At 69.9% G+C, this 17,619-nt stretch carries 11 protein-coding genes; 10 read left to right on the forward strand and 1 reads right to left on the reverse strand.

The genetic code is table 11. The features are described from left to right. The first annotated feature begins 274 nt into the window (after positions 1-274). From IWX89_RS07080 to IWX89_RS07110, 7 genes are all read left to right on the forward strand, one after another. Complete coding sequence (locus IWX89_RS07080) at positions 275-2,458, forward strand: bifunctional diguanylate cyclase/phosphodiesterase (protein ID WP_196902844.1); 2,184 nt, start codon at positions 275-277, stop codon at positions 2,456-2,458. Then, on the forward strand, positions 2,455-4,722 hold the full coding sequence (locus IWX89_RS07085; protein WP_196902845.1) for a bifunctional diguanylate cyclase/phosphodiesterase: 2,268 nt from the start codon (positions 2,455-2,457) through the stop codon (positions 4,720-4,722). The genes IWX89_RS07080 and IWX89_RS07085 overlap by 4 nt, the downstream gene beginning before the upstream one ends. A 127-nt stretch (positions 4,723-4,849) precedes the next feature. Next, positions 4,850-5,635, forward strand: a complete 786-nt coding sequence (locus tag IWX89_RS07090) for a hypothetical protein (RefSeq protein ID WP_196902846.1) — start codon at positions 4,850-4,852, stop codon at positions 5,633-5,635. 36 nt (positions 5,636-5,671) lie between these two features. After that, a complete protein-coding gene (locus tag IWX89_RS07095; protein ID WP_196902847.1) occupies positions 5,672-8,539 on the forward strand; it encodes a cation-translocating P-type ATPase in 2,868 nt (955 codons plus the stop codon). Beyond that, positions 8,493-9,047 (forward strand): MOSC domain-containing protein, encoded by a 555-nt coding sequence (locus IWX89_RS07100; protein WP_196902848.1) that lies wholly within the window; start codon positions 8,493-8,495, stop codon positions 9,045-9,047. The genes IWX89_RS07095 and IWX89_RS07100 overlap by 47 nt, the downstream gene beginning before the upstream one ends. Positions 9,048-9,131: 84 nt before the next feature. After that, entirely contained in the window at positions 9,132-11,420 is a 2,289-nt protein-coding gene (locus IWX89_RS07105; protein WP_196902849.1) for a bifunctional diguanylate cyclase/phosphodiesterase, read from the forward strand. 197 nt (positions 11,421-11,617) lie between these two features. Beyond that, complete coding sequence (locus IWX89_RS07110; RefSeq protein ID WP_196902850.1) at positions 11,618-13,048, forward strand: short-chain fatty acid transporter; 1,431 nt, start codon at positions 11,618-11,620, stop codon at positions 13,046-13,048. A 43-nt stretch (positions 13,049-13,091) separates the two neighbouring features. Here the strand turns inward: IWX89_RS07110 and IWX89_RS07115 are convergent, their stop codons facing one another. Beyond that, a complete protein-coding gene (locus tag IWX89_RS07115) occupies positions 13,092-13,997 on the reverse strand; it encodes a DarT ssDNA thymidine ADP-ribosyltransferase family protein (protein ID WP_196902851.1) in 906 nt (301 codons plus the stop codon). A 675-nt stretch (positions 13,998-14,672) separates the two neighbouring features. Here IWX89_RS07115 and IWX89_RS07120 point away from each other — a divergent pair. The 3 genes from IWX89_RS07120 to IWX89_RS07130 all read left to right on the forward strand — a co-directional run bounded on the left by IWX89_RS07120 (position 14,673) and on the right by IWX89_RS07130 (position 17,585). Then, entirely contained in the window at positions 14,673-15,512 is an 840-nt protein-coding gene (locus IWX89_RS07120; RefSeq protein WP_196902852.1) for a potassium channel family protein, read from the forward strand. Between the two features lie 349 nt (positions 15,513-15,861). Then, positions 15,862-16,956: an S-(hydroxymethyl)mycothiol dehydrogenase gene (locus IWX89_RS07125; protein WP_196902853.1), complete on the forward strand. Its 1,095-nt coding sequence runs from the start codon at positions 15,862-15,864 to the stop codon at positions 16,954-16,956. Beyond that, entirely contained in the window at positions 16,956-17,585 is a 630-nt protein-coding gene (locus tag IWX89_RS07130; protein WP_196902854.1) for an MBL fold metallo-hydrolase, read from the forward strand. Before IWX89_RS07125 ends, IWX89_RS07130 begins: the two co-directional genes overlap by 1 nt. The last annotated feature ends 34 nt before the right edge of the window (positions 17,586-17,619 follow it).

Below are 17,619 nucleotides of genomic sequence, written 5' to 3' on the forward strand. Positions count from 1 at the left end.
CTACCTGAGGGACCCGCCAGGCCCGAACACACAGGAGACAGCACCGGCGATCGCCGTCGCCACGGTGAAGGTCACCGAGCTCCCCGGAATTCATGCTGACGTCCCCCGGATTGGTCTCCGGCTCGTAGCGTTCGTTCCCCGTTTCGGCCGCAGCCCGCTGCTACGCTGAACAAACGTCAGTCCGGGAGCTCCATTGCAGTCGAATAGTTTTGCGCGTCTTAGCGGTCCGGTACTGAGGTACTTCGGTCGGTCCGCCATGTGGCTGGCGTGGGTCATGGGACTGCTCGTCGCCGCCTACACCGGCGCCCTGCTCCTATACGGACCTGGCTTCAACCCGCTCATCGATGGCGTCCTGTCGATGCTCACCCAGTCGGTCCTGCTGACCGTCTGCTGGCTGGCGGTCGCCCGCGCCGGGCGCGGCCAACGCGAGTTGCGGCTGACAGCGGTGGCGGTGACCGGCGTCGTCGCCGCGAACGTCTACGCCCTCAGTGCGGAGATGATTGGTGAGGAGCTGTCGTTCCCCTCCCCGACCAACCTCGGCTATCTGCTCTTCTACGCCCTGATGACAGTCGTGATCGGGATGCTCGTGCAACGCAGCGCGCGCGGCCTGGCCTGGGCGGTGCTCCTGGACAGCGCCGTCGGCGCCCTGGGCACGGCATCGGTGCTCGCGGCGCTTCTAACGCCCTTCCTGGCGTCCCTCGGCGACGCCGCACCGGACGCGACGGGCAGCATCGCGGTTGCCTACCCGCTCTTCAGCCTCCTGCTGGCCCTGGCCGTCGGCGGAGTCGCCGCGTCGCAGAGTTCGGATGCCGACCGCCGCTGGATAATCCTCGTCTTCGGCCTGATGATCTTCGCCTCCACCGACATCGTGTTCGCGATCATCGGCGACCGGTACGTACTCGGCACCGCGCTGGACGCGGGCTGGCTGATCGGCCTGGCCCTCGTAGCGGTCTGGCTCGACGCGTCGACTCGCCCGGATGCCGTCCTCGGCCACGCGGCGCACAGCGCAGCCGCTCTCGCCCTGCCCGCGGTGTCGACCATTTCGGCGCTCGGCGTGCTGGTGCTGTCAAGCCAGGTGCCGGTCTCCCCCGTCGCGATCGGCCTGGCGGCGGCGACGCTGGGACTGGCCGCACTGCCACTCATCTCCCGGCAGATGGTGCTCCGGCGTCAGCTCCGCACGGACGACCTCACCGGCCTGCCCAACCGCCGGGCACTGTACGCCGCCGTAGCCGGGCGGCTCGCGGCCGACCGTGAGCAGCCGCGCGCGCTGATGATCCTTGATCTCGACCGGTTCAAGGAGGTCAACGACAGCCTCGGCCACGACGCCGGCGACCGGCTGCTGATCCAGGTCGGCTCCCGCCTGGCCCTGGAGCTGACACCGGGCGATTTCCTCGCCCGGCTGGGCGGCGACGAATTCGCGATCCTGCTCAACGACTCCGGTCAGGTCGAGGCGGAGGCCGCCGCGCTCCGGCTGCGCACCGCCCTGGCCGCGCCCTTCACGCTCGAAGGGATCTCCCTGCAGACCAGCGCGAGCATCGGCATCGCACTGTACCCCGACCAGGGCGATAGCCTCACCGGCCTGCTTCGCAAGGCCGATATGGCCATGTACAAGGCGAAGTCCGGCCACAGCGGCCACCACGTCTACCGCAGCGCGGACAACAACCACGGCGCCACCCGGCTCCGCACGCTGCACGAGCTGCGGATCGCGCTGACCGACGACCAGCTAGTGCTGCACTACCAGCCCAAGATCGAGCTTCGGACCGGCACGGTGAACGGGGTCGAAGCGCTCGTGCGATGGAACCATCCCACCCGGGGTCTGCTCTTCCCCGACCAGTTCCTGGCCATGGCCGAGGAGGCCGGCCTGATGCACACTCTCACCCAGGTGGTGATGCGGCAGGCCCTCGACCAGGCCGCCGTGTGGCTGGCCGCCGGCCGCTCCTTCACCGTCGCGGTGAACCTCTCGGCCAGCTCCCTCGTCGATGCCGAATTGCCAGAGCGGGTCGCCGCCATGATCGAGAGCCGCGGCCTGCCCGCATCCGCCCTCACCCTGGAAATCACCGAGGAGTTCCTGATGGCCGACCGGGACCGGGCCCGGGAGATCCTCACCCGGCTGCGTGCCAGCGGCATCCGGATCTCCGTCGACGATTTCGGCACCGGTTACAGCTCGCTCGCCTACCTGCGCGACCTGCCCATCGACGAGCTCAAGCTCGATCAGTCCTTCGTCTTCCCGATGGCGGACGATGCCAGGGCTGCCGCCCTCGTCGCATCCACCATCGACCTGGCCCACGGACTCGGCCTCCGCATGGTGGCCGAGGGAGTCGAGAACGGTGTGGCCTACGACGAGCTGGTGCGCTACGGCTGCGACTACGCCCAGGGCTACTTCATGTGCCGCCCCATCCCGGCCGCCGACCTGGACCAGTGGCTGGCCCGCCGCGAGATCCCGGCGACCACCGAATGAGCGCCGTCCCCCTGCGGTGGCGCTGGTCTCTCTGGGTCATGGCCGGCCTGGTACTCGCCTACGTGATCGGCCTCATGGTCCCGGACTCCGGCTTCAACCCGTTCGTCGACGGGTTCCTGTCCATGGCCTCCGAGTGGGCCTGCGTCGCCGTGTGCTGGGCCGCCGCCTACCGGGCGGGCCGGGGCCGCCGGACCGGCCGGGGGCGCCGGGAAGGCCACGGCCGCCCGGAGGTGCTCCTCGCCGCCGCCGCGGTGACCGCCAACACTCTCGGTGACACCTACGAGCTGATCCAGCGCGAGACCAGTTTCGCCGCCTACCCGTCGCCGGCCGACGCGGCGTACCTCCTCTTCTACATCTTGTTCCTGGCCTCGCTCATGATGCTGGTGCGCCGTCAGCTGCGCGGCTCCACCACATCACTGGTCCTGGACAGCGTCGTCGGCTCCCTCGGCGCCGCCTCGCTGCTCGCGGTGCTGTTGACGCCCGCGCTCAACACCGCCGCCGCGAACCCGGCGTCCCTCGGGACCGTTGTCGCCATCGCCTACCCGATGCTCGACCTGCTCCTCCTCGCCTCCATTGCCGGGATCGTCGCGTCGCACGGGCCCGAAGCAGGCCGCCGCTGGATGCTGCTCGTTTCCGGACTGGTGATCTTTGCGGGCGCCGACGTGGTGTTCGCCCTCGCACCTGACCTTTACGTGATCGGCACCCCGCTCGACGCCACCTGGGCGATCGCGATCGCCCTGATCACCCTCTGGGTCGACCGGTCGGGTGCCCCCCGCTCGACGACGAGCCGCGGCACCCGAAACGTTTCGGCAGTGGCCGTGCCGGCGGTGTCCATCCTGGCCGGGCTCGGCGTGCTCATCCTGGCCAGCCAGGTTCCGGTGTCCGGACTGGCCGTCGTGTTGGCCGCCCTGACGATGGCCGTGGCCACCATCCCGCTCATCGGCAGGCAGCGGGTGCTGCGCGTGCTCTCCCGCACCGACGACCTCACCGGGCTGCCCAACCGGCGCGCCTTCTACGCCGACGTGCCCGGCCGACTCGGAGCCGGCGACAGCCGGCGCAGCGCCCTCCTCCTCCTCGACCTGGACCGGTTCAAGGAGGTCAACGACAGCCTCGGGCACGATGTGGGCGACCGCTTGCTGGTGCAGGTAGGGGTGCGTCTGGCTGGAGCGCTGCGGGCCACCGATCTGCTGGCCCGGCTGGGCGGTGACGAATTCGGGGTGCTGCTCGTCAACTCGGGCCACGACGAAGCCGTCGCCGTCGCCGTCAAGCTCCGCGCCGCCCTGGCCGAGCCCTTCCTGCTCGAGGGGATCACGCTGCATTCCAGCGCCAGCATGGGCATCGCCGTGCACCCCGAGCAGGGGAACGATGTCACGGCACTGATGCGCAAGGCCGACATGGCCATGTACAAAGCCAAGTCCACGCGGAGCGGGCACCACGTCTACCAGAGCGACGACGACAGCCACGGCGACGTGCGCCTGCGCACCCTGCAGGAGCTGCGGACCGCCATCGCCGACGACGAGCTCGAATTGCACTATCAGCCGAAGGTCGACCTGGCCACCGGCGACGTTCAGGGCGTCGAGGCGCTCGTGCGCTGGAATCATCCGACCCGCGGCCTGCTCCTCCCGGAGCACTTCCTCGACCTGGTCGAAGAGGCCGGGCTGATGCACGCGCTGACCCAGATCGTGCTGAACAAGGCCCTCGACCAGGCCGCGCTCTGGACGGCCCAGGGCGAACCCCTCACGATCGCCGTGAACCTGTCGGCCAGTTCCCTGGTCGACCGCGACCTCCCCGACCGGGTCGGCGCCATGATCGACTCCCGGGGCCTGCCGGCATCCGTGCTGACCCTCGAGGTCACCGAGGAATTCCTGCTGAACGACCGGGAGCGGGCCAGGGACATCCTCACCCGGTTGCGGGCCCTCGGCGTCCGCATCGCCGTCGACGATTTCGGCACCGGCTACAGCTCGCTCGCCTACCTGCGCGACCTGCCCATCGACGAGCTCAAGCTCGACCAGTCCTTCGTCTTCCCGATGATCAACGACGAGCGGGCCGCCACCCTGGTCTCCTCCGCGATCGCCCTGGCCCACAGCCTGGGGTTGCAGATGGTGGCCGAAGGTGTCGAGAACAGTGTCGCCTACAACGAACTCGTGCGCTTCGGCTGCGACTCCGCTCAGGGCTACCTTGTCTCCCGCCCGGTTCCCGCGGGGGAACTGGATGTCTGGCTCGCCGACCGCAAGGTCACCGCGATCGTTCGCGGCGCCTCCTGAGCCCGCCGGCGTCTCCAGGGCCGTTCGACCTTGTGAACCCTGACGCCCGGGAGTAGACCACGAATAGACCGGTCTTCGCGAGCAGTGGCGTTCGGGGCCATTCGAAACCGGCTCATTGGGGTCGATGATGATGTCCAGCACCTCCCACCGGCGGATGCGCCGCACGGCCGGCCTTCTGATCGCGATTCCCGCGGTGCTCGCCCTGGCGGCCTGCGTGCCCTGGCTGCCGCTCCCCACCGACACCGCCACGCCCTCCGGCACCGCGACCGCGCCGGTCACCTCCACCCCCACGCCCTCCGGCACCTCCCCCGCCACCCCGCCACCGGACCAGACCGAACCGCCGCAGTCCGGTGACAAGGTCATCTCGTCCCGGCTCGCCCACGACTGGGCCTGGCCCGGACCGGACCAGCCGATCTCCGTGGTGCACGACAACACGGTTCCGATCGCGCCGCCACCCGAGCCGCCGCTGCCCTACCTCTACTCGATCGGCGTGGGCGCGCATCCGTCGGACAATCCGCCGTTCGACCAGATGAGCTTCCGTTTCAAGGGCGGGTTCCCCGGCTACACCCTGGAATACGTGCCAGAGCTCGACGGCGACGCCAGCGGCCTGCCGATCCCGATGCCCGGCACGAACACGATCCTGCGGGTCGTCTTCCACACCGCGCAGGCGCACACCGAGGACGGGCAGTCGAGCGTGGTCTCGTCGCCGCCGGCCTTCGTCGGCTACAAGGCGATCACGAGATACGCCCCCGCCGGCGATTTCGAGGGCTACGTCACCTACGGCATCGGCGTCGGCCGCCCGCTGAGTTCCACCCCGCAGACCCCTGTGCGGGTCTACGAGGTCGAGAAGATCGAGCAGGGCCAGCACCTCTACGTCGTGGCCGTGCAGGTCGATGCGACAAAATGGAAGTAGGCGAGGTGCCTCGCCGGGAATGAGGGGCTGCGCCAGATGGACGATCCGGTCCGGCCTGCTGCCTCCCTGAACGCCCCGTCCCTCCCCGATCCGTCCGTCACCGACGCGGCCGCGGTCGCCCGCCTGCTGGGCACGGATGCCGCGCGCGGCCTGACTCAGACGGAGGCAGCCCGTCGGCTGGCCGCCGACGGGCCCAACGAACTCGACACGAAACCGGCGACGCCGGCCTGGCGGAAGGCGCTCGCCCAGTTCCAGGACCCGTTGATCTATCTCCTCCTGGCCGCCACCGCCGTCTCGGTCGGCGCGTGGGCGATCGAGGGCGCGCCCGGTCTGCCGGTCGACGCCATCGTGATCGCCGCGATCGTCGCACTCAACGCGGTGCTCGGCTTCGTGCAGGAGGCCAGGGCCGACAACGCGGTGGCCGCCCTGGCCGGGCTGACCGCGGCATCCTCGACCGTGATGCGTGATGGCGAGCTCGTCACCGTTCCCAGCAGCGCCCTCGTGCGCGGTGACCTGCTGGTGCTCGGCGAGGGTGACAGCGTGGGCGCGGATGCCCGGCTCGTCTGGGCGAGGTCGCTGCGGGTGACCGAATCCTCCCTCACCGGGGAGAGCGGGGCGATCAGCAAGGATGCGCTCTCCCTTCCTGCACCGGCACCGCTCGGCGAGCGCCGGAACATGGTCTTCAAGGGCACCGCCGTCAGCCAGGGCGTCGGCCGGGCCGTCGTCACCGGCACGGGAATGCGCACCGAGGTCGGCGCCATCGCCATGATGCTCGAGACCACGGTCGCGCACCCGACACCCCTGCAAACCGAGATCAGCGCCATCGGCCGGATGCTCAGCGTCGTCGTGATCGCCATCGCCATCGTGGTGATGCTGACCATCGTGCTCGTGCAGGGCGTCTCCACCCCGGCCGACTTCGTCACGGTTTTCCTGCTGGGGGTGTCACTGGCCGTGGCCGCGGTGCCCGAGGGACTGCCCGCGATCCTGTCGGTGATCCTCTCGATCGGGGTGCAACGGATGGCCGCCCAGAACGCGGTCGTCAAGAACCTGAAATCCGTGGAGACGCTGGGTTCGGCATCCGTGATCTGCTGCGACAAGACCGGAACCCTGACCCGCAACGAGATGACGATCCAGCGGGTGCTGACCGCGTCCGGACAGGCGGAGGTCACCGGGGTCGGCTACCGGCCGTTCGGCGACGTGCTCCAGGGCGGTGAGCCGCTCAGCGACGCAGCGCTCCTGGCCGAGGTGCAGCTGGTGCTCGGCGCCGGTGCGCTCGCCAACAACGCCCAGCTGACCGAGCGGGACGGTGACTGGCAGATCCAGGGCGATCCGACCGAGGCCGCGTTCCTCGTGGCGGCAGCCAAGCTCGACGGCACGACCGGCCGCATGGCACGCTTCGACCGGATCGACGAGATGCCGTTCACGTCGGACCGCAAGATGATGTCAACCCTGCACCAGGAGCGCAGCGACGGCACCCTGCGCATCTTCAGCAAGGGAGCACCCGACGTGCTGCTGCGGCTGTGCTCGAAGGCGCAGGTCGGCGACGGGGTCGTTCTGCTCACCGACGAACTGCGCCGCCAGGCCCTCGACCACGTGCAGGAGCTGTCCGAGCAGGCGTACCGCACGCTCGGCGTCGCCTACAGCCGCGCCGATGAGACCACGGCGCCGCTCGACGAACTCGACGAGCGTGACCTCGTCTACGCCGGCGTGGTCGGCATCATCGACCCGCCGCGGGCCGAGGCGAAGACGGCGATCGCCGAGGCCCACCGGGCGGGAGTGCGCGTGATCATGATCACCGGCGACCATCCCGTCACCGCTGCCCGGATCGCCGGTGACCTCGGCCTGGTCGAACCGGGCGCCTCCGCGCTCTCCGGCACCGAGCTCGACGGGCTCGACGACGCGGGACTGCGGGATGCCGTGCGCACCACCTCGGTATTCGCCCGGGTCTCCCCCCATCACAAGCTGCTCATCGTCGACGCGCTGCAGGCCAACGGGGACATCGTCGCGATGACGGGCGACGGCGTCAACGACGCCCCGGCGTTGAAATCGGCCGACATCGGCGTCGCGATGGGCATCACCGGCACGGAGGTGACCCGGGAGGCCGCGAAGATGATCCTCCTCGACGACAACTTCGCCACGATCGTCGCCGCCGTGCGCGCCGGCCGGGTCATCCTCGACAACATCAAGAAGTTCCTGCGCTACCTCCTCTCCTCGAACATGGGCGAGGTGCTCACCGTGTTCCTCGGCGTGCTCCTCGCCGGCGCCCTCGGCCTCACCGGGGCGAGCAGCGAAACCGTCGTACTGCCGCTGCTGGTCACCCAGGTCCTCTGGATCAACCTGGTCACCGACTCGGGGCCGGCCCTGGCGATGGGCGTCGATCCCGAGATCGACGATGTGATGGCGCGGGCGCCGCGCGGCCCCGCCGACCGGGCGATCGACCTAATGATGTGGGCGGGCATCCTGTCCACCGGACTCGTCATGGCGGTGGTCACCCTCGCCACGATCGACCTGTTCCTGCCCGGCGGCCTCTTCCCGGCCGGGCAGGACAGCCTGGCCGTCGCCCGCACGGCCGGCTTCACCACCCTCGTTTTCGCGCAGCTGTTCAACACGCTGAACGCCCGCTCCGCGCTGACCAGCGCTTTCCACCGGCTCTTCGTCAACCGGTGGCTCTGGGCCTCGCTGGGCCTCGGGGTGCTGTTGCAGCTGGCCGTGGTCGAGCTGCCCGTGCTCCAGACCGCGTTCGGAACGGCCCCTCTCGACGCGTGGCACTGGGGGATCTGCCTGCTGATGGCATCCGTCGTTTTGTGGGTGGAGGAGCTGCGCAAGTGGCTGCAGCGGGTATGGCAGACTCGAGCGCATGAATCCGAGTGGGCAGAACACGGTGGTGTCGGTGAGCCGCGATGACCGGCACCGGTTCAGCAAGCCGGCCGTCGGCAGCATCCGTCTGATCGAGGGTTTCGGCGTCGAGGGTGACGCCCACGGCGGGGCCACCGTGCAGCACCGCTACCTCGTCGCCAGGGATCCGACCGCCCCCAACCTCACCCAGGTGCACCTCATCCCGGCCGAGCTCTTCGAAGAGCTGACCGCCCTCGCCTACCAGGTCGCCCCCGGCGAACTCGGCGAGAACGTCACCACCCGGGGCATCGACCTGATCACGCTTCCGCTCGGCGCCCTCCTGCACCTCGGTGACGACGCCGTCGTGCGGGTCACGGGCCTGCGCAGTCCGTGCTCCGAGATCAACGGCTTAAAAAAAGGCCTGATGAAGAAGCTCATCAGCACGGATGCCGCCGGCCGGGTCGTGCGCAAGGCCGGAGTGATGGGCGTCGTCGTGCAGGGCGGAACGGTGGCTCCCGGCGACCGGATCCGGGTCGAGTTGCCGGCCGGGGAGCAACTGCCGCTCGGCGTCGTCTGAGCTCGCGCCGGCGAGCGCACGGCCACGGCCGCCTGCGCCGCTAAGGTGAACCAGGGGGATCCAGTGCGAGCGAAAGTGCAATACATGACGAAGTCCGCGCTGGGCGCCGCGTTCCGCTGGCATGCGAGCTGGCCGGCCTGGCTGCTCGGCTCCCTGCTCGCCGCCTACACGCTCGGCCTGGTCTTGAAGGGCGACGCCGACAACGAGGTTTTCGAGAACGTGGCCGCGACGCTCACCCGCTGGGTGCCCGCCATCGTCTGCTGGCTGGCGCTGCTCAGGGTGGACAGGCGGCGCGGCGAGATGATCCTCGCCACGGCCGGGATCACGGTGAACGCCGTCGCCGACAGTTACTTCTACTTCGTCGTGCACAACAGCGGTGTCTCACCGTTCCCGTCGCCCGCCGACGCGGGCTACCTCGTCTTCTACACACTGATGCTGGGCGCGCTCGGCGTGCTGGTGCACCGGCAACTCCGGGGGCTTTCCCGCACGGTGCTGCTCGACTGCGCCGTCGGCGCGTCCGGCACGGCCACACTCCTGGTTGTGATGCTCGGCCCCCTGGCGGAGTCCGCGACCGAAGGCCCCGAAACGCTCGGCGGCACGATCGTGACGGCGTATGCCGTGCTGGACATCCTCCTGGCGGCCACCCTCGCCGGCCTGGCCACCTCGCGCGGCCTCTTCGTGGGCCGGCGCTGGCTGCTGCTGGTCGCCGGTCTGGCCGTGTTCACCGGCGCCGACATCGTGTACTTCCTCACCGATTCGGGCGCGCTCTCCCTCCCCCGCGCCCCGTTGGAGATCGGCTGGGCCGGCGGACTGGCGTTGATCGCGCTCTGGGTGTACGCGTCCGCACGCCCGGAAAGCTCCCGAAGCCGCACTCCCCTAGCCGGCTCGGCCCTGCTCGTGCCCGGCATCGCCACGGCCGCCGGGCTTGTCGTGCTCATCGTCGGCACCCGCACTCACGTGTCGACGCTCGCCGTCGTGCTCGCAGCGCTCACGATGACCCTGGCCACCGTACCGCTTGCCTTCCGGCAGGGCGTGCTGCGTAGCCAGGCCCGCACTGACGAACTGACCGGGCTGCCCAACCGGCGGGCGCTCTACTCCGAGTCGACGGTGCGGTTGGCGTCCGCCCGCCGGACCGGCACCGCCCTGCTCCTGATGGACCTCGACCGGTTCAAGGAGGTCAACGACAGCCTCGGCCACGACGTCGGAGACCGCCTGCTGATCCAGGTCGGCCTCCGGCTGACCCGCCAGCTCGGTCCAGGCGACCTGCTCGCCAGGCTCGGCGGCGACGAGTTCGCCGTCCTCCTCGCGACCGCCGACCAAGACGACGCGATCGTCTCGGCAATCGTGCTGCGCGCGGCCATCGCCGAAACCTTCATGCTGGAGGGCATCGCCCTGCACACCAATATGAGCATCGGCATCGCCTGCTACCCCGACCAGGGCGACGACCTCAACGGCCTGCTGCGCAAGGCGGACATGGCGATGTACAAGGCCAAGTCCTCCCGCGCCGGCTACCACGTGTACACGAGTGCCGACGACAGCGATTTCGGCACCCGGCTGCGCACCCTGCACGAGCTGCGGGTGGCCCTCAAGACCGACCAGCTGGTGTTGTACTACCAGCCCAAGCTTGAACTGGCCACGGGCGAGGTGCGGGGCGTCGAGGCCCTCGTGCGCTGGAACCATCCCTGGCGCGGCCTCCTCCAGCCCGGAGACTTCCTTCCGCTGGTCGAGGAGGCCGGGTTGATGCACGAGATGACGCACGTGCTGCTCGCCCAGGCCCTCGACCAGGCGGCGGTGTGGATGCTGCGGGAGATCCGGCTGTCGATCTCGGTCAACCTGTCCCCCAGTTCCCTGCTCGACGCGGCACTGCCCGAGCGGATCGCCGCGATGCTCGACGCTCGCGGGCTGCCGGCATCCGTGCTCATCCTCGAGATCACCGAGGAATACCTTATGCAGGACTACGACCTCGCCCGCGCCAGCCTGACCCGCCTGCGTGCGACGGGCGTGCGCATCTCGATCGACGACTTCGGAACCGGGTACAGCTCGCTGGCCTACCTCCGCGACCTGCCGATCGACGAACTCAAGCTCGACCGGTCGTTCCTCACCCCGATGCAGGATGACCCGCGCGCCGCCGCCCTGGTGGCGTCCACGATCGACCTGGCCCACTCCCTCGATCTCCGGATGGTGGCGGAGGGTGTGGAGACCGCTGACGCACTGTCCGAGCTCTCGCTCTACGGCTGCGACCAGGCCCAGGGCTATTTCATCTCCCGCCCGGTGCCGGCGGCCGAGCTGGTGGCGTGGCTCGCGGACCGCGGCGCGTCCTTCCGCACCGAGGAGACCGAGGTCTCCGAGGAAGACGTGCACGCCGCGACGTGAGGCCACTGCGCCGGGCTGACACCCGCACACGAGCTTGACGCCGGGTCACCGTCGAGTTGACTCCTGCCACTTCCGCCCCTAGCCTGCCAGTGGCGGGTCACCCCCCGTTCGGGCGACAGTACGCGAACGGGTTGAGATGCCGGCGCGGCCCGAGCCACGACTCGCCGCACCGATCGCTCAATGAAGAGAGACCTTCCGTGACCTCCGTCCTGCCCGACACCCGCACCGAGAAGGGGCTGGCCCGCGTGGCGCAGACTCTCGCCCGCTGGACCGAGAAGTGGTTCCCCGACGCCTACGTGTTCGCCCTCGTCGGCGTGTTCCTGGTGGCCCTGGCCGCCCTGGCCAACGGCTCCAGCCCGCAGACCATCGTCGAGTCCTTCGGCACCGGCTTCTGGGACCTCACTGCGTTCACCCTGCAGATGGCAATGGTCGTGCTCACCGGCTACGTCGTCGCCACGTCGCCGCCGATGGCCCGGCTGATATCCACTCTCGCCGCCGTGCCGCAGTCCGCGGCGAGCGCCGTCAGTTTCGTGGCTCTGCTCTCGATGTCGGTCTCGTTCGTGAACTGGGGGCTCAGCCTCGTCTTCGGCGGCCTGCTCGCCCGGGCCATCGCCCGCCGCGCCGACCTCCGCGTCGACTATCGGGCACTCGGCGCCGCCGCCTTCATGGGACTCGGCGCCGTCTGGGCGCTCGGCATGTCCTCATCGGCCGCGCAGCTGCAGGCGACTGCCGCCTCGCTGCCGCCGGCCCTCCTCGCGGTCACCGGCATCCTCGACTTCGGCAGCACCATCTTCACCTGGCAGTCGCTCACCATGTGCGCCGTCATCATCGCCCTCACCGTTGCCGTGGCGCACTTCTCGGCGCCGCGCGGCGACGCCATCCGCACCGCGCACGATCTCGGCGTCGACCTCGACGACACGCCGGTACCGGCGGCACCGCGCACGCGTCCGGGTGAATGGCTCGAGTACAGCCGCATCCTGCCGATCCTCGCCGGCCTGCTCACCCTCGGCTGGCTGGTCTCCCAGCTGCTCACCCTGCCGATACTCACCATGGTGAGCAGCCTGAACGGGTACCTGCTGGTGTTCCTCATGCTCGGCCTGGTGCTGCACGGGACACCGCGCAACTTCCTGCAGGCCGTGTCGAAGGCGGTCCCGGCGACCGCCGGCATCCTGGTGCAGTTCCCGCTCTACGCCGCCATGGCGGCGATCCTCACCCGGGCGGTGGGCACCGGCGGCCTCACCGTCTCGGAGCACCTGGCCGAATTCTTCACCTCGATCGGCGGCGGCGGCGGTTTCGCCGTGATCATCGCCCTCTACACCGTGGTGCTGGGCGTCTTCGTGCCCTCCGGCGGCGGCAAGTGGCTGGTCGAGGCGCCCTACGTGATGCAGTCGGCGACGGATGTCCAGATGAACCTGGGCTGGACGGTGCAGATCTACAACGTGGCCGAGGCGCTGCCCAACCTGGTCAACCCGTTCTTCATGCTGCCCCTGCTCGCCGTTCTCGGGCTCAAGGCCAGGGACCTCGTGGGGTTCACCTTCCTGCAGTTCATCTTCCACCTGCCGGTCGTGCTCGTGCTCGTCTGGCTGCTCGGCGAGACGTTCGCGTTCGTCGCCCCCGTCCTGCCCTGACCGGGCCTGTCCCCTGCCGGCATCGGGGGCGACGAACCGTGCGCTACAGCGCGGTCGTGGCCTCCGCGGCGTGGAACCACGGCGGGTAGACGGCGACCTTGGGCTTGTGCGTCGAGGCGGCGAGGATGCCCCGCACCTCGTCACGCACCTTGTCGTTGGCGACGCCGACCAGGGTGACCAGGTCGAACGGGAACGTCTCGGCGACGAGCAGTTCGGCGCGGAGGATCGCGTCGGATTCCGCGTCCGCGCGCAGCCGGCGGAGCAGGGAATCGGACGTGTCCGGTGTCGCGCCGATCCGGGTCAGGGTGCCGGCAGCGTCGCCGTCGGTCACCGCTACCGCCGTGTCGGATCCGTCGGCGTCCTCGGCTGCGGCCTGGGCGTCACGGAGCTTCTTGACCGTGCTGACCAGGATGACGAAATCGAAGATCTCGGCGGTGTGCGCGTCGACGGAGAGGCGGGGATCCGCCGTTCCGGTGAGGAGGCCGTCCCAGAGCCGGGCGTTCGGCGAGAGGAAGAACGGCACGTAACCGGCCACGCTCGCGCTACCGTCGCCGGAGACCAGCGCGGTGCGGCGGGCATCCCGGTTCGGGGCCGACGAGATGTCGACGACCGGGCGCGTGGTCCAGGCCTCGCTCGCGTCGGCCAGCAGGGCGCCGCTCTCGAGGATGCCGGCCAGGTTGCGAATGTGGGTGACGTGGTAGATGCGCTGCTCGCCGACATTGTCGACGACGGCCTTGCCCGTGCCGGCCGTTCTGGTCGCCACGGCCGGCTTCGGCCCACCCAGCGTCACCGTGCGCGGGGACGGCGAGCTCCGCAGCGACGGGGCCCGGGAGGCCTTGGCCCGGCTGGCCCGGGGCGCCGGCACTGCCGCCGCGATGTCAGGGGCGGCCTTCGGGAAACACAGGGCGCAGAGCCCGCCTTCAAGTCCGTGGATACATTCGTCGCTCAAGCGAAAAAAACCTTTCGTATTGCGTGGCCCCCACCGCTTCAAGACCCATGCTCGAAGACCACATATCAACGGTACGGGGGTTTCGGCCCGAACGGTGACCGATCTGGGCAATTGGCGGGCACAGCTGCTCTACCCGCGACCCTGCCCCGGGCTGCATTGGGTGCCGTCAGGCCCAGGCGGGGCCGGGCATCCGCTCTACTGACGCCAGGAGACCCGATGAAAGCCGAACGAATCGAACTCGAGCCGCGCACCATGCTCGGGGTGCACGAAGTGATCCCGATGAACGAGATGACGGCGTACTTCGAGCGGGCCTTCATGGCCTCCGCGGCCGAGATCGGCAAGCAGGGCGCGTACCCGGCCGGCCCGCCGATCGCTGGATCACGGCGGAGAAACTCGCGACGGCCGGCGACATGTGGGAGGAATACCTGGTCGGCCCCGACAGCGAGACGGACCCCGCGAAGTGGCAGACCCGGATCGTGTTCCCGCTGGCCTGACCCGCTGGAATCCGCGCTCGTTCCCGCCGCCCGGCCCGGCGCAATCGCGGCCGGATACGGGCTGCCGCGGAATACGATGGGATCAACACGCCGCGCGGGCCGAGGGTCCGCGAGGCCGGCTCTCCACACCGGGGCGGCGGCCGGGCGCAGTGGCCAACGAAGGCCGGTCAGGAGGCGTCGGGTGGCCGAACATGAGGTGCCGCTGACCCGGAGCCAGCGCTGGGAGCAGTCGACCGACCGGCCGTTGCTGGTGCTCGGCTTCGCGTTCCTGCTTGCCTACGCCGCCCCGATCGTGGCTCCGGAGATCGGCCCGGGCTGGCGGCTGTTGCTCGAATGGATCGAGATCGGCACCTGGGCGGCCTTCGCCGTGGATTTCATCGTGCGCCTGTCTCTCGCACACGACCGGCTGCGGTTCGTGCGCACCCACCTGCTCGACCTGGTCGTGGTCGCCCTGCCGCTGTTCCGTCCCCTGCGGGCGCTGCGCGTGCTCTCGATCGTCATCCTCTCCGCCCGCCGGGTGAGCAAGAAACTCAAGAACCGGGTGATGACCTACGCGGCCGTGACGGCGGTCTCCGTCTGGTTCATCGCCGGGCTCGCGGTCACGGATGCCGAGCGCGGCGCGGTCGGGGCGAACATCCACTCGGTCTGGGAGGGCTGGTGGTGGTCCTTCGTCACGATGGCCACCGTCGGATTCGGCGACCTCTACCCCGTGACGGCCGAAGGGCGGCTCGTCACGGTGGGTCTCGTCGCCACCGGGATCGCCCTGATCGGCACGCTGACCGCGTTCATCGCGGCCTGGTTCGCCTCGGCCAACCGTGCGGCCGAGGAGGAGATCAAGGCCGAACTCGACGTCAGCGAGGACAAGCTCGACACCCTCGCGGCCGAGATCGCCGAGCTCAAGGCCATGGTCGCCCGCCTCGTCGCGGGGCGCTCGGAGTCGCAGGGACAGGCCGCCGACGGGGCAGGCGGCGGGCCGGCCGGTGCCTCCGGCGGGCCGACTCCGAGCGCCGATACCGACTGACGACAAGGCGGGCGACTCTGGACAGGAGGTTCCCGGCCTGCCTATCCTGAGGATGAGCGAATGTCCGTTTCGGGCTGGGGAGTCGCGGTCTTTTTGCGAAATTGAGCGCCCCTATGCAACCCGACGAACTGTTGCCCAGACCAACCTGCATTTCCTGCTACGAAATCATGGAGCCCGTCGCCGGGCACTGGTGGTGCAGCCGCTGCGAGGAATTCGCCGCGTGAGCCGCGTGAGCCGCGTGAGCCGATCCGGGCCGACCTGATCCGCGGGCACACGGCCCCGTGCCAGCGCGTGTGGGTAGTCTGGCTGGATTCCCCGATCGCCTGTTGAGGCGAAGATTTGGAGTTCCATGTCGACGACCGTTCAAGGCGTCATCGCTCGATCGAAGGGCGCACCCGTTGAGCTCGTCGACATCGTGATCCCCGACCCTGGCCCCGGCGAGGTCATCGTCGACATCGAAACCTGCGGCGTCTGCCACACCGACTTCCATTACAAGGAGGGCGGCATCAACGACGACTTCCCCTTCCTGCTCGGCCACGAGGCCGCCGGCCGGGTCAGCGTCATCGGCGCCGGCGTCACCAATGTCGAGGTCGGCGACTTCGTCGTACTGAACTGGCGCGCCGTCTGCGGCGAGTGCCGGGCCTGCAAACGGGCCGAACCCTGGTACTGCTTCAACACCTTCAACGCCACCCGGAAGATGACGCTCACCGACGGCACCGAGCTCAGCCCGGCGCTCGGCATCGGCGCGTTCGCCGAGAAGACCCTCGTGCACGCGAAGCAGTGCACCCGGGTCAACCCGGCGGCGGACCCCGCGGCGGTCGGCCTCCTCGGCTGCGGCATCATGGCCGGGATCGGCGCCGCCATGAACACGGGCAACGTGAGCCACGGCGACTCGGTCGCCGTGATCGGATGCGGCGGCGTCGGCAACGCGGCGATCGTCGGGTCCCGGCTGGCCGGGGCATCCGTCATCATCGCGATCGACCGCGACGCGAAGAAGCTCGCCAAGGCGCAGCAACTCGGTGCGACGCACACCATCGACTCGTCGAACCTCGACGAGGACAGCGTCGTCGCGGCCGTGCAGGCGCTGACCGGCGGCTTCGGCGCCGACGTCGCCATCGACGCGGTCGGCCGCCCCGAGACGTGGCGGCAGGCTTTCTACGCCCGCGACCTGGCCGGCACAGTGGTGCTGGTGGGCGTGCCCACCCCTGAGATGATGCTGGAGATCCCGCTCCTGGACGTGTTCGGCCGCGGCGGGGCGCTCAAATCGTCCTGGTACGGCGACTGCCTGCCCGAGCGGGACTTCCCGATGCTCACCGACCTCTACCTGCAGGGCCGGCTGCCGCTCGACCAGTTCGTCAGCGAACGGATCGGCATCGGCCACATCGAGGAGGCGTTCGGCAAGATGGCCCGCGGCGAGGTACTCCGCTCGGTCGTGGTGCTCTGATGGCGGCGCACATCGACCACCTCGTCACCTCCGGCACGTTCAGCCTTGACGGCGGCACCTGGGAGGTCGACAACAACGTGTGGATCGTCGGCGACGACACCGAGTGCCTGGTCATCGACCCCGCGCACGACGCCGAGGCGATCCTCGCGGCGGTCGGCGACCGCAAGCTGGTCGGCATCCTCTGCACCCACGCGCACGACGACCACATCGGCGCCGCCGCGCCGCTGCAGGCGGCGCGCAACGCCCCGACCCACTTGCACCCCGACGACATGGTGCTCTGGGACCGGGTCTACCCGGATGCCCCGCCCAGCAGACCGCTCGACGACGGCCAGGTGATTCCCGTCGGAGGCATCGACCTCCAGGTGCTGCACACGCCCGGACACTCCCCCGGCGCGGTCTGCTTCTACGCGCCGGCGCTCGGCACCCTGTTCAGCGGGGACACCCTCTTCCACGGCGGTCCGGGCGCCACCGGCCGCTCGTTCAGCGACTTCCCGACGATCATCGAGTCGATCAGCACGAAGCTGCTCACCCTCCCGCCGGAAACCGTCGTACTCACCGGCCACGGCGAGCCGACCACGATCGGCGCCGAGGCCGCCCAGCTCCCCGACTGGATCGCCCGCGGCCACTGACCCCGGCGCCCGCGGCATCCGCCCGCCCATCAGG

Origin of the sequence: Cryobacterium sp. MP_M3 (genome assembly GCF_015752155.1) — a bacterium.
In the GTDB taxonomy this organism is placed as follows: Bacteria; Actinomycetota; Actinomycetes; order Actinomycetales; family Microbacteriaceae; genus Cryobacterium.